The 13,531-nt window shown below is 49.4% G+C and carries 7 protein-coding genes and 1 pseudogene; 5 read left to right on the top strand and 3 right to left on the bottom strand.

Annotated elements, in window-relative coordinates; translation table 11 throughout:
* Window positions 1-114: 114 nt before the first annotated feature.
* Window positions 115-2,403, top strand: a complete 2,289-nt coding sequence (locus IQ257_RS07080) for an ATP-binding protein (RefSeq protein WP_193881340.1) — start codon at window positions 115-117, stop codon at window positions 2,401-2,403.
* Window positions 2,404-2,516: 113 nt separating this feature from the next.
* On the opposite strand, the gene IQ257_RS07085 is transcribed toward IQ257_RS07080, so the two are convergent.
* The 3 genes from IQ257_RS07085 to IQ257_RS07095 form a co-directional block, all read right to left on the bottom strand.
* Complete coding sequence (locus IQ257_RS07085) at window positions 2,517-4,076, bottom strand: HlyD family efflux transporter periplasmic adaptor subunit (protein ID WP_193880583.1); 1,560 nt, start codon at window positions 4,074-4,076, stop codon at window positions 2,517-2,519.
* 107 nt (window positions 4,077-4,183) lie between these two features.
* Window positions 4,184-7,204 (bottom strand): peptidase domain-containing ABC transporter, encoded by a 3,021-nt coding sequence (locus tag IQ257_RS07090; RefSeq protein WP_193880585.1) that lies wholly within the window; start codon window positions 7,202-7,204, stop codon window positions 4,184-4,186.
* 9 nt (window positions 7,205-7,213) lie between these two features.
* Window positions 7,214-7,957, bottom strand: coding sequence for a peptidylprolyl isomerase (locus IQ257_RS07095; RefSeq protein WP_193880588.1), 744 nt, complete (start codon window positions 7,955-7,957; stop codon window positions 7,214-7,216).
* A 453-nt stretch (window positions 7,958-8,410) separates the two neighbouring features.
* On the opposite strand from IQ257_RS07095, the pseudogene IQ257_RS07100 reads away from it, so the two are divergent.
* From IQ257_RS07100 to IQ257_RS07115, 4 genes and pseudogenes are all read left to right on the top strand, one after another.
* Window positions 8,411-8,593: pseudogene (locus tag IQ257_RS07100) on the top strand (transporter); the annotation flags it as partial.
* Between the two features lie 6 nt (window positions 8,594-8,599).
* Window positions 8,600-9,202 carry an exopolysaccharide biosynthesis protein gene (locus IQ257_RS07105; protein WP_193880591.1) on the top strand — a complete coding sequence of 201 codons (603 nt, stop codon included), beginning with the start codon at window positions 8,600-8,602 and terminating at the stop codon, window positions 9,200-9,202.
* A 208-nt stretch (window positions 9,203-9,410) separates the two neighbouring features.
* Window positions 9,411-10,301 carry a lipid kinase gene (locus IQ257_RS07110; RefSeq protein ID WP_193880594.1) on the top strand — a complete coding sequence of 297 codons (891 nt, stop codon included), beginning with the start codon at window positions 9,411-9,413 and terminating at the stop codon, window positions 10,299-10,301.
* A gap of 35 nt (window positions 10,302-10,336) precedes the next feature.
* Window positions 10,337-13,126, top strand: coding sequence for a cation-translocating P-type ATPase (locus tag IQ257_RS07115; RefSeq protein ID WP_193880597.1), 2,790 nt, complete (start codon window positions 10,337-10,339; stop codon window positions 13,124-13,126).
* Window positions 13,127-13,531 lie beyond the last annotated feature (405 nt).

The raw sequence follows: 13,531 nt of genomic DNA on the forward strand, positions 1-13,531 counted from the left end.
GTGTTAATGTGCTGAGTTCTGAGTCTGAAACCCCAAAATTTTTTCGGGTTCTGTCACTCATTACTCACCACTCATTACTCACTACTTAGCACTCAGTACTGAGTTTTGTAAAAGGTGAAAAGTATCGTGAACGCCCTGCGCATCCTTCTACTTGAAGATAGTTTACTTGATGCAGAACTGATTGAAGCGCATCTAGCCGATAGTGGAATTGACTGCGAATTGGTGCGAGTAGAAAGTCAGACAGCCTTCCATAGTTCCTTAGACTGCAATTCCTTTGACCTGATTCTTGCCGATTACTCACTACCGTCCTTTGATGGTATCTCCGCCCTAGAAATTGCTCGTGCTACCTGCCCGGATGTGCCCTTTATCTTTGTTTCAGCCACCCTTGGGGAAGAATTGGCAATTGAAACCTTGAAAGGCGGTGCTACCGATTACGTTCTCAAGCAACGCCTAGAACGCCTAGCCTCCTCAGTTAAACGAGCCCTGGGAGAAGCCAAAGAGCGCATCGCTCGCAAACGTGCCCAAGAGGCACTTCGCAAGCTGGCATCGGAGTTAAAAGTGCAGGTGAAGGAGCGAACAGAACAAGGGCGACGGGCAGCCTTTCTCGCAGAAACCAGTACAGTGCTGGCATCCTCTCTAGACTACGAAACTACCCTCGTCGTTGTGGCACAACTGGCGATTCCTTACATTGCTGACTGGTGCGCGGTGGATATTCTCGATAAAGACAACCAAATTCTGCGCCGCGTTGCCATTGCCCATGCCGATCCTGCCAAAGTTGAGCTGGCGTGGGAACTCAATCGCCGCTATCCTGACGACCTGAAGACATCCATGGGATTGCCAAAGATATTGCGTACCGGTCAATCTGCGATCGCTCCCAAGATTTCGGATGCTCATCTAAACCTGGTAGCCCAGAATTCAGAACACCTGGAAATTCTCCGCTCTCTAGGCTTAACCTCTTGCATAATCGTCCCTCTCCTGGCACGGGAACGAATCCTCGGTGCCATGACGTTTGCCACCGCTGAATCCGGTCGCCATTACGGTGCAGTTGACCGGGCTCTAGTAGAAGATTTAGCCCGTCGTGCTGCCTTAGCCATTGATAACGCCCAACTCTACAGCGAAGCCCAAAACGCCCGCCAAATCGCCGAGCAGACTGCCCAACGCAATGCCAGTTTGCAAGCACTGACCGCCGCCCTCAGCGAAGCGCTGACTCCAACCCAAGTGGCAGAAGTGGGAGTTGAGCAGGGCTTGGCGGTTTTAAATGCCAGTGCAGGCTTTATGGCGCTGCTAACCGACAACCATCAGAGTTTAGAAATTGTGCAAGGTTTGGGTTACTCTCCATCCCTGCTAGAGGACTGGAAACACGTTCCCCTCTCTGCTCCTGTCCCCATCGTCGATGCTATAAAATCTAAAAAACCTATCCTGCTCGAATCTTGCCAAGCCCTAGGGCAAGTCTACCCACACCTTGCCCAACAGTACGCTAACACCTCCCATCAAGCCTGGGTGTCTATCCCTCTGATTGTCGAAGGGGAAGCTATCGGCGGCATGGGTTTGAGCTTCAGTGAGTCTCGCACCTTTAGCCAAGACGACTACGCCTTTATGTGGGCAGTGTCACAGCAGTGCGCCCAAGCGATCGAACGGGCAAGGGCTTACGCTGCCGAACAAGAAGCACGGGCAGAAGCAGAAGCAGCTAGCCGCGCCAAAGATGAATTTTTAGCCATGCTCTCTCACGAGTTACGGACACCCTTAAATGTCATTCTGGGATGGACACAGTTGCTTCGCACCCGCCAGTGGGATGAAGCCAAGCGAAGTCAGGCACTAGAAACTATTGAACGCAATACCAAAGGCTTAGGCGCACTGATCGAAGATATCTTGGATGTCTCGCGGATTATAACAGGCAGGCTGCGCCTGTGTCAACACCCCTGCGACCTATCCCCCATCATTGAAGCCGCAATTGAGACAATACGTCCTACCGCTGAGGCTAAAACCATTCAAATTCATCGACACTTTGATGCCTCCACGGGGAAAGTTTGGGGGGATGCCAACCGCTTGCAACAGGTGGTGTGGAATTTGCTCTCGAACGCTATCAAGTTTACCCCAGCAGGTGGAGAAGTGACGGTGCGATTGGCGCAAAGTGAAGGGGAAGTAGTAGGTTGCCCCTACGCCGAGATTCAAGTGAGGGATAGTGGCAAAGGCATCGCTCCCAACTTCCTGCCCCACGTATTTGATCGCTTTCGCCAAGAAAACGGCGGCAGAACCCGTTCTTACAACGGACTGGGGTTAGGGTTAGCAATTGTTCGCTATCTCGTGGAAATGCATAACGGTACAGTTGAAGTATCGAGCACCGGAGAGGGACAGGGGGCAACATTTACGATACGACTGCCCCTGTGGGTTCCTTCCAGGTAGGGGAGCTGGGGAGCGGGGGAGCAAAGTAACACCTCAACAAGAGTTTCCATATCTTGGTGTCCCCGCGTCCCACCTTTGACACCTGAATTGAGCCAGATGCGGTGAAAAGTAGCCTACCGCACAGACTTAAGGCTATCCAGTTTCTTGGCAAATAAGTCCGTAAAGATACTAATCACTGTACGCTGGCGTACCTTAATATTGGCGCTGACTGACATCCCCGATTGCAGAGAAATTTCCTTCTCATTCACCAGAATTGACTGCTTATCTAAGCGGATTTTAGCGGGAAAGCGATAGAAGGGATAAATCTCATCCGGTGGTAAGGCATCCGAACCAATTTGTATTAACTCACCTTTCACATCACCAAATTCACTGTAGGGGAAAGAATCGATACGGACATCGACGTTCATGCCCTCCTTCACAAAACCAATATCTCGGTTTGTGATGAAAACCTTTGCCATTAACCCCTCATCCGGCACAATTTTGAGAACAGGTTCGCTGGAATTTGCCACAAATCCGGGTCCGGCTTGCAGATCGAAAACCTTGCCGCTGGCGGGTGCCTGCAATTCTTGATAAGTCAAGGTCAGTTGAGTTTTGCTGAGTTGGCTATCAATTTCTTTGATGCGTTTTTCGTTTTCAAAAACAATCTTGCTGAGTTGACTGTCAATTTCTGCAAGCTGTCTTTCATTCTCAGCGATTTTGGTAAGCAGTTCTTCCTCGGATAAAGCCATTGTATTTTGTTTGCGTGCTTTCGCTTGAGCGATCGCTTGCTGCAAGCGTTCTCTCTCTTTTTTCAGGCGCTCAACCTCAGACGCACTCGTCTCAGTTTGCTGCTGCTGTTGCAGGTACTGAAGTTCGCCAAATGCTCCCTCTTCCCATAGCTTTCTGAGCCGCTCCGTAATTTCTTGGTTAAACTCCAGAACTTTTATGCCATCCTTGAGCTGAATGTCAGTCTGAGTGAGCTGTCGGTTAAGCTGTTGTACTTCTAGTTCAGCCGCAGCAACTCGAGAATTATACTCCTGTTGGCTAGCACGCAAACGCTGCTGTTGTTCGGGACTCAAACCAACCGAACTACCTCTCAGTTGGGCTTGGTAATACTGATTTTCAGCCATTAAAGCCACCCGATTTTTGGTCAGGGAGGCTATTTGTTCCGGCAGTTTCACCGGAATATTTTCGGCATCAAGGGCGACGGTTTTTCCGTTCATCTGAGCTTGATAAAACTGATTTTCCTCAACCAGAGAAGATCGAATTCGCTGGAGAGACTCGAATTCTGCTCGAGCTGCTGTTTGGTCAAAGGTCAAAAGTGTATCTCCAGCTTCTACCCGCTTACCCTCTTCAACCTCAATTTTCTCAACCACGCCACCAACAGGAGCTTGCACTTCCTTAACGTCCCCTGTGGGTTCGAGTTTACCTTGAGCGGGAATTGCTTCTTCAATCTTTGCCACACAAGCCCAGCCAATTGTCAGAGTAGTGACTCCGACCAATGCCCAGACAATAGCCCGCGACCAGACTGGAGATTGTTGCAGGATAACGGGTCGATCGAATTGGGGTGCCGTAGCTGCGGAACGGATTCTTGGTGCGGCTTTAGTATCCGTTGCTACTGCAACAGGCTCAGATTGGGAGGGCGATCGCACTGTAATAGATTGAGTAGAGTTAGCTCCGTTGCGTTCGTTCATGGCAAATATGTCCTTTGTCTTTTGTCCTTTGTGTCTTGTCATTTGTCCTTTGTCCTTTGTCCTTGGTACTAAAAACAAATGACCAATGACAAATGACCAATAACTAACTAAAGTTGAGCTTCTTGCTGTTGGTAGAGACAGAAATAGCGTCCTTGTAGTGCCATGAGCTCCTCATGGGTTCCCTGCTCGACAACCGCACCTTTATCCATCATCAAAATTATGTCGCTTGACCGAATCGTAGTCAGACGGTGAGTGATGAAAAACACCGTGCGTCCTCGAAACGCTTCAATTAGGTTCAAACACACCTGCCGTTCGGTTTCATAGTCTAGGGCGCTGGTTGCCTCGTCCAGAATCAACAGTTCGGGGTTTTGCAGCACCGTTCGAGCGATCGCAACTCGCTGGCGTTGTCCGCCCGATAGAGCAGAACCGCGCTCTCCAACCCTGGTGTTGTACCCACTGGGCAAGCCCATGATAAAATCATGGGCGCTGGCAATCTTGGCAGCTTCGATAATTTCTTCAGCAGTAGCATCAGGATTGGTGAGGGCAATATTGTCTTGAACAGTGCCATCAAATAAGAGACTATCTTGAGGCACAATCCCGATTTGGCGACGCAGGGAATACAGTTCTACTTTACTTATATCGTAGTTGTCGATGAAAATCCGCCCAGAATTGAGTTCATAGAGACGGGGCAGCAGCTTCATCAATGTACTTTTACCGGAACCGCTTTGACCGACAATTCCCATGAATATCCCTGCCGGAAACTCCAGGTTAATATTCGTAAGCTGCCAAGGTCCACTGGCACCAAAGCGGAACGATACATTTTCATACTTGACTGCCCCTTTAATCGCAGGCATGGGAATGTTATTGCGGTCTTCCTCTTCCGCTTCTTGAGGACTGTCTACGATATCACTCAACCGCTCTAAGGAGAGAGCCGTCTCTTGAAAATTCTGCCAGAGTTGGGCTAACCGCAACAAGGGACTGGTGACGTAGCCAGAAATAATTCGGAACGCAATCAATTGTCCGAGGGTCAAATTTCCCTCTAGTACGAGATAAGCTCCCACCCAGAGTACCAATAGGGCGGAGAGCTTGTTGAGAAAGTTGCTGGCAGAACCTGCGGTTGTGGAAGTCAGAACGGTTTTGAAGCCTGCCGATACATAACGAGCATAGCGATCTTGCCACTGCCAGCGCGATCGCAATTCAATATTCTGAGCTTTAACCGTTTGAATCCCTGAGAGAACTTCCACCAAATAAGACTGGGTTTGAGCATTCCGTTCCGCCTTAGTCCGCAACTGAGAGCGAACAATAGGAGAAACAACCACCGTCAGCAACACAAACAAGGGAATAGTTGCCAAGGCAACGAGAGTCAGAACCCAGCTATAGATAAACATAACGACGATATAGACGACGGAAAACACCGCGTCTAGCACCACCGTCAGAGCCGTTCCTGTGAGAAACTGGCGAATATTTTCTAACTCGTTAACTCGGCTGGCAAGTTCACCCACCGGTCGCCGTTCAAAATACCGCAGGGGCAAACGCAACAGGTGGTCGATAATTTCTGAACCTAAACTCATGTCGATCCGATTGGTGGTATCGACAAACAGATAAGTCCGCAAACTCGTGAGCAGCGCCTCAAACACGGCGATGACGACTAAGAAAAGACCCAGAACGTGCAAGGTATCGATACTGTTTTGCACAATCACTTTGTCGATGATCACCTGGATCATCAACGGATTTGCCAACCCAAATAGCTGCACAAAAAAGGAAGCAATAAATACTTCCAGTAGTACCTTGCGGTAACGGTAGAGGGAGGGCAGAAACCACTGCAAGCCGAAGCGCTGTTTGGGAGTTTGCTTGGTACGCTCTACCAGCAGAACTTGTACAGACTCAGGGGATTGACTGTCACCTTCCCCATCCGGCACCAACGTGTCGAGCAAATCCATAGGTTTGCGGCGCACGATGCCTATTTCCGGCACCCCCAGTACCACTTCCCGCTTGTTCGCTTCGTAAAGTACGGCAAAGCCTTCGTGCCACCGGACTAAGGCGGGGGTTTGCAGGCGGCTGACTGCTGAGAGGGGTACACTCACCAATTGGGCGTGCAATCCCATTAAATCTGCTAAAGCTCCACAAAGCGGTAGGGAGAGACTGCCAGTTCGAGCTAGTTGATCTGCCATCACGCGGCGAACTACATCCCGCTTGAAGGGCATTTCTAAATGCTTGCTAATCATTTGGAAGCAAGCTAAGGCAGAATCTAGGGTTCCTTTGCCGCGAACGTGGGGATATCGTTTGGATCTGCCAGTCTGCTTGGGTTCGCTGTCGGTTGCTTCTGGAGGGTGTTCGGATGCGTAGGGAATGTCAGTACTGTTGGTTATTTGCTGTTCCACCGGGCTGACTTGTGGCTCTTGTAGAGAGGTATTATGACCTGTCTCTACCCAATCTATGTGCCGAAACCCCACGATCCGAGCTGGTGTTTCACCATTGACCTCAAATCCCTTTTTAGAACCGTTTGAGTTGAGTTGACTGCCTGTGGGAAAATTAGCAATCATCCCCCCACCGCTAACAAACCAGATGCGATCGGGTTCTAACGGGTCTGCTGCTGTTGTGTGCGGGTATAGGTAACGAATTACGGCATTCTGGCAGGCTTCTTTGGCAAGGTCTTTGAGATGGGTAGCACCGCTAGCTTGCCGTTCTAATTCGGCGGCGAGCAACTCAAAGGCTTCAATCAGGCTACAACGTTGTTGGAATGCTTCCACTACGGAGGGTTCCCGTGCCATTAGCGCTAAAAATTCCGCTCCCCCCAGGGTTAAACAGATAGTCTCGGTGGATGCAATTGCTGTTTCGCAAGGGATGCCCCGAATTAAACTCACCCAGCCGAGAATGGCTCCTGGTTCTAGCAATTCTAGGGTTACAGGCTGTTGGTTGCGGGGATCGTAGCCCAATAGACGCGCCCGCCCTTCGTAGAGGATAGAGAGTTGATTGGGCATTTTTTCCCGCACGAGGATTGGTTGTCCCATGCGGTAACGCAATAGCTGACTCTTCTGTGACAACTGAGTCAGTGTGGCGGGCGTCAGTTGATTGAGGGGAAATATTTCTCCCAAAAAGTCTTGAATAGTCGCCTTGGTATAGGTCATGGGAAAGCCTTAGGAAGTAGCAGCATTCAGGGAATTGATAGAAACTTGTTGCTGGAGTTGCTCTTGCAGCCAAGTGTTGAAGAGTTCGTTAAGCAGCCGCTGGCGCATGGATTCGTCTAGCTGGACGGGGAAAAACTTTTCCAGCCGTACAATGATAAACCATTCGCCTAGGCGGGTAGGGTGCCACAGTTGACCGGGTTGGCTGACGGTCAGCATTTGGGCTAAGACTGGGTGGGGAACACTCAGTTCGACTGGACCGACTAATCCGCCGGTTTGGGCTTCTGGACCTTGAGAATAGTCTCGTGCTAGTTCGGCAAAGGGCTGTTCTCCTTCTTTAATGCGAAAGTAAAGTTCTTGGGCAATAGGGGCATCCTTTGTCCGAATTAAGGAATAGACAACTCGGTCTAGCTGCCCTTTGCGTTTGAGGAAGTAGGACTCCAGCTTGTTTCCCCAGGTGGCTTGTTTGAATTTCTCGAGCTTCAGTCCTCGGATGGCTAAGTCTTCTGCTTGTTCTGGGGTTATGCCCTGACGTTCTAGCCATGCCTGACGTTCGGACTCGGAGGTTACTTGATTTTTTTCATAAAATATTTGACATACAGTAGTTTTCTCTTCTGGCGTATAATCTATGAGAGCGATCGCCTGTTCGATCACGAGCTCTCGAACAAGCTGGGGCAGTAGCTGATATTTAGCCAGCAGGGGAATTAGTTCTTCAGACCTGATGGTTTGGTCACCAACCTGTAAAACAGCAGTCATTTTAATGAAAAGCCTCTCAATGTAGGGTTTTCAAGAACTCAAAGAGGAGGTGACTTCAAAGATAACATCTCGATTCAATGCAACGTTATAATCTCTGAACACAGTTAACTGAACGTTACTATTTTCCGTTTTGGAGAGAATTTCCACGAAAGGGATATTTTCTGGGGGAGTGCAGTTAACGTTCGTGATTTAGATGATCAAGAAAACACTGTGGCAAGGTTTTCCGCTCAACGGTAACGGAATTTCCTTGTAAACGGTAGACTCATGGACGAGGGTTAAACAGTCCGCCAGTGGTTTTAACCATTGTCTCATAGCTTGCATTCGTCTTGCATACGATTGGATAAGAGTTTTAGTCCACAAAGCGTGGACTTAAGCTATGACGCCGGAGTTTTAACTCTGGGTGGGTTTTCGGGTTTACTGAGAATGGTGCAAGATGTGAGTTGAAATGAACTTGGTGCTACCTTGGGAGGGAATGGCACACTTGTTGGAGCATCCTCCAATATCGTGGCGGCGGGTATTTCTGAACTACACGGACGCCGGATTTCCTTTAAAACCTTTCTGCGTTACGGCATACCCGTAATGGTGATGCAACTACTGACGGCAGCTTTATACATCACGATTCGCTTTCTCCTCTAATTCCCAATGCACCTGAAATTTTCTCAAGACATTGAGTCGCTGCTAAAGCGGTTAGCCAACCAGCCCCTGACTCTAAGAGATATTCTGGCAGAAACCTCTGAGCGGGGGTTCAGCTTGACAATTGGGCTTTTAGTTTTACCCTTCTTGTTTCCGATGCCTCCCGGAGCATCAAGCGTACTGGGTTTAGGCTGCTTAGTTTTGTCTGTGCAAATGGCTTTGGGACGGCGAACACCCTGGCTCCCGCGAAAAGTTGCTAGCTTTCAATTTCCTCGTAGCTTGAGCCTGCAACTACTGAAAAATTTGAAACGAGTCATGAGGTTGCTCGAAAAAATTGTTCGTCCTCGCTGGCTAAAGGTAGCTGAAAGTCCTAAAATTTGGCGCTGGAATGGGTTTTGTATCGCTTGGCTGACGGTGCTACTTATGTTACCGTTTCCTTTCACTAACCCGTTTCCAACTGCTGTGATTTTGTTATTGGCGGTTGCCACCTTAGAAGGAGATGGCGTGTTGATGTGTGTGGGTTATGGACTGATGGCTTTAGTAACCCTGTTTTTTTGTTTTATTGCTTATGCACTTTTGCAGGCTCCCAATTTACTTCCCAATTTTTTCTAAAAAATCTATCCAATCCTAAAAATACAATTGAAGAGAGGGAACTTCTGAATGGGGAATAGAAAAATTCTAAATAAATTTCTAATAGCGATAAAATCTTTAAACCAAAAGGTAAAAATAGACCGATTTCAAGGGAACTAATGTAGAATAAAAGCAAGAAGCTGAACCACCGATAATCCAACCATTTCCCAATTCTTTTTTGTCAGGGTACATGAAGCAGCCGTTGCCGTCTCTCAAACGAGCCTTACTTTTAATTAATCGTCAGTCTCGGCAAGGACAGCAGCGCTTGTCCCGAGCCCTCGACTGCTTAAAAGCAGAGGGTTTCGACGCGATCGCAGAACCAACAGACGAACCCCAGCAACTTTCAGAAATAATCCGTCGCTATCGGGATCAGGTTGACCTGGTAATTATTGGTGGTGGCGACGGTACGCTGAATGCAGCCGCCCAGGGGTTAGTGGATACTCAATTACCTCTGGGTATCCTTCCCTTGGGAACGGCAAATGACTTGGCGCGGACGCTAAAAATTCCCAACTCCGTACCCGACGCTTGCCGAGTAATTGCCACGGGTAGATTACATCGCATTGACTTGGGCTGGGTCAACGGAACGTACTTTTTTAATGTTGCCAGTTGCGGACTGAGTGTTAAGATTACCCAACAACTCACCAAAGAAGCCAAACGCCGTTGGGGAGTTCTCGCTTATGCGGCTACTGCTTTGCGAGTTACTTGGCAATCCCGACCCTTTCGCGCAGAGATTCGATGCAATGGTGAATCCTTTCAGGTGAAAACAATTCAACTTGCGATCGGTAATGGGCGACATTACGGAGGTGGAATGACTGTGGCTCATGATGCCACCATTGACGATCGGCGATTGGATCTGTACAGCCTGGAAATGCGGCACTGGTGGCAAATTATAATGTTACTTCCAGCATTAAGGCAGGGACGGCATACCGATTGGTCGGGGGTGCGTACCCTGCATGGCACGGAAATCGAAATTAATACGCGCAAACCCCGTGACATCAATACCGATGGGGAAATTACCACGCAAACTCCTGCAAAATTCCGAGTGGTTCCCCAAGTTTTGTCAGTTTTGGTTCCCAGATAAAGGATTTTTTCTACTTAGATTCATCGCCACCCACTATGTCATTTCCTACAACATCATCCGTGTCTTCGAGTTCTCTTCCCGATACAGCTCAGGCGTGGCATACCACCGACATTGAGCAAGCGCTGGAACTGTTAGAAAGTAATCCCGATAGGGGTTTGACACCAGCACAAATCACCCAGAGGCAGCAGCACTACGGTCTAAACGAATTAACAGAAACGGGGGGGCGCAGTCCCCTCGCTATTTTATGGGATCAGTTCACCAACATTATGTTAGTGATGCTGATTGCCGTAGCCGTTGTGTCAGCCGTGCTGGATTTGGGAAATAAAGTGTTTCCCAAAGATGCGATCGCTATTTTTGCGATCGTGATTTTAAATGGTCTATTAGGCTATCTGCAAGAAAGCCGCGCTGAAAAAGCCCTCGCCGCCCTCAAGCGCCTCTCCTCTCCCAAAGTGCGAGTCCTGCGAGACGGCAAAGTTATTGAAATTCCCGGTAAGGAACTGGTGCCGGGAGATGTGATGCTATTAGAAGCTGGGGTGCAGGTATCTGCCGATGGTCGCCTGATAGAGGCGCAAAACCTGCAAATCCGAGAATCCGCCCTAACCGGGGAAGCCGAGGCAGTACACAAGCAACCGGGAGTGCAACTCAGTGAAGACGCACCCTTAGGCGATCGCTTAACCATGGTGTTTCAGGGAACAGAAGTCATACAGGGACGGGCAAAGGTACTGGTTACCAACACCGGAATGCAGACGGAACTGGGGCGAATTGCCACCATGCTGCAATCGGTGGAAACGGAACCCACCCCCCTACAACAGCGGATGTCCCAGTTGGGTAACGTCCTCGTCAGTGGTTCTCTAATTTTAGTGGCGCTGGTTGTAGTCGGTGGCATCCTGCACCGAGGGTTAGGACTGTTTGAAGAACTTTTAGAAGTGTCCTTAAGTATGGCAGTGGCGGTAGTGCCGGAAGGCTTGCCTGCTGTCGTCACCGTTACCCTAGCAATTGGTACTCAGCGGATGGTGCGTCGCCACGCCCTGATTCGCAAGCTGCCTGCGGTGGAAACCCTGGGTTCTGTAACGACGATTTGCTCCGATAAAACTGGCACTCTCACCCAAAACAAAATGGTTGTGCAGTTAGTTCATACCGCTGGGGATACCTTTGCGGTAACGGGTGAGGGGTATGCCCCGATTGGAGAATTCAGGAGTCAGGAGTCAGGAGTCGCAGTGGAGGACAATCCAGACTTGCAAACGCTGTTAACCGCTTGTGTCGTTTGCAACGATGCCCTATTGCAGCAGGAAAAGCAGGAATGGAGGATTTTGGGCGACCCAACCGAGGGCGCTTTACTATCCTTGGCGGGTAAGGCAGGTCTTTTTAAAGAGTCGTTGAGTCCGCAGTTGCCGAGGGTGGCAGAGTTTCCCTTCTCCTCCGAACGCAAACGCATGAGCGCGATTTGCGAGATAGGGAATGGGGAAGAGGCGACGTCTTACATGATGTTTACCAAAGGCTCACCGGAGCTAATTTTAGAGCGTTGCACCCAGATTCAGGGGGGTAAACTAACTGAGGCGCAACGGTTGCAGATTCTGGAACACAATAACCAGATGGCAGCGAAAGGCTTGCGGGTATTGGGATTTTCCTATAAGCCGTTGCCAGAAATTCCCCCAGAAGGGTCGTCCGAAAGCACCGAGCAAGGATTAATCTGGCTGGGGTTAGTGGGAATGCTGGATGCCCCCCGTCCAGAGGTACGGGAGGCTGTAGCCCAGTGTCGAGATGCGGGAATTCGCCCGGTTATGATTACAGGCGACCATCAATTAACTGCCCAAGCGATCGCTTTTGACCTAGGCATTGCCAAAGATGGGGATTCAGTCCTCACCGGTCAGCAATTACAAAAACTCTCTCAAGCAGAATTAGAGCAACAGGTTAACCACGTTAGTATTTACGCCCGTGTCTCCCCCGAACATAAACTGCGAATCGTCCAAGCATTGCAAAGCCAAGGTGAATTCGTGGCGATGACGGGGGATGGGGTTAATGACGCCCCCGCCCTCAAGCAGGCTGATATTGGCGTGGCGATGGGTATTACGGGTACGGATGTGAGTAAAGAAGCCAGCGATATGATTCTGCTGGATGACAACTTTGCCACCATCGTCCACGCTGTAGAAGAAGGTCGAGTGGTTTATACCAACATTCGCCGCTTTATCAAATACATTCTGGGTAGCAACATTGGGGAAGTTCTCACTATCGCGGCTGCACCCTTACTTGGGTTGGGAGGCGTTCCTCTTACCCCCCTACAAATTCTCTGGATGAACCTCGTCACCGACGGATTACCAGCCCTAGCCCTGGCAATGGAACCCGCCGAACCCAACGTCATGAAGCGATCGCCCTACAGCCCCCGCGAGAGTATTTTTGCTCAGGGATTGGGGCTGTATATGGTGCGGATTGGGATTATTTTTGCAGTGCTGGCGATCATACTGATGGTATGGGCATACGACTACGCCCAGGCATCGGGAGATCCAGACCGTTGGAAGACGATGGTATTTACTACTCTATGTCTAGCACAGATGGGACACGCGATCGCTATTCGTTCCAATACCCAGCTAACCGTACAACTCAATCCCTTCTCAAATCCCTACGTTCTGAGTGCTGTCACCTTGACCACTGCGTTACAACTTATGCTGATTTACGTTGCCCCGTTGCGGAATTTCTTTGGCACTCACTGGTTGAGTCCTGAAGAACTCTTGGTCTGTGTTGGTTTCAGCGCGTTGATGTTTGTTTGGATTGAACTGGAAAAACTGGTGATTAACTGGTTCAGAATTCGGCAAACCGCTATGGGTTAGAGGGCTTTAAGGGGGAGATAGGGGAGATGAATCGAAAGCATAGCTGAGACAGGCAAGATGCCTGTCCTACGGGAATTGACGGGAATCGGACAAATACTATCGCTCTTTTGTCACTCTCGCCAGAGCAAACCCTGAAAGCCTTGCACCAATAGAGTTTCCGCATAGGGGCTTAAGACATAGGTTTCTATCACGCAAGCGATCGCTCTACTGTCCATGGGGTTTGACTTTCATCAGTTGGCTATGATTTTACTTTTCCCAGAGTGACAGAAGAGCGATAGCGCTCTTTTGTCACTCTAGGAAGAGGAAAAGTGGAAATCAGTCTGTTCTTGAGCTGTAGGGATAGCTCCCGGAAACCGATTCATAAAAGAAATTAATCGAGTAAAACCCACTTCTAAAAGTGGGATG

Origin of the sequence: Coleofasciculus sp. LEGE 07092, from assembly GCF_015207375.1 — a bacterium.
GTDB lineage: Bacteria > Cyanobacteriota > Cyanobacteriia > Cyanobacteriales > Coleofasciculaceae > LEGE-07092.

Bases quoted from the DNA above. Each gene is read 5' to 3' on its own strand.
- IQ257_RS07085 (WP_193880583.1), bottom strand. From the start codon at position 4,076: ATGAACGAACGCAACGGAGCTAACTCTACTCAATCTATTACAGTGCGA.
- IQ257_RS07090 (WP_193880585.1), bottom strand. From the start codon at position 7,204: ATGACCTATACCAAGGCGACTATTCAAGACTTTTTGGGAGAAATATTT.
- IQ257_RS07095 (WP_193880588.1), bottom strand. From the start codon at position 7,957: ATGACTGCTGTTTTACAGGTTGGTGACCAAACCATCAGGTCTGAAGAA.
- IQ257_RS07105 (WP_193880591.1), top strand. From the start codon at position 8,600: ATGCACCTGAAATTTTCTCAAGACATTGAGTCGCTGCTAAAGCGGTTA.
- IQ257_RS07110 (WP_193880594.1), top strand. From the start codon at position 9,411: ATGAAGCAGCCGTTGCCGTCTCTCAAACGAGCCTTACTTTTAATTAAT.
- IQ257_RS07115 (WP_193880597.1), top strand. From the start codon at position 10,337: ATGTCATTTCCTACAACATCATCCGTGTCTTCGAGTTCTCTTCCCGAT.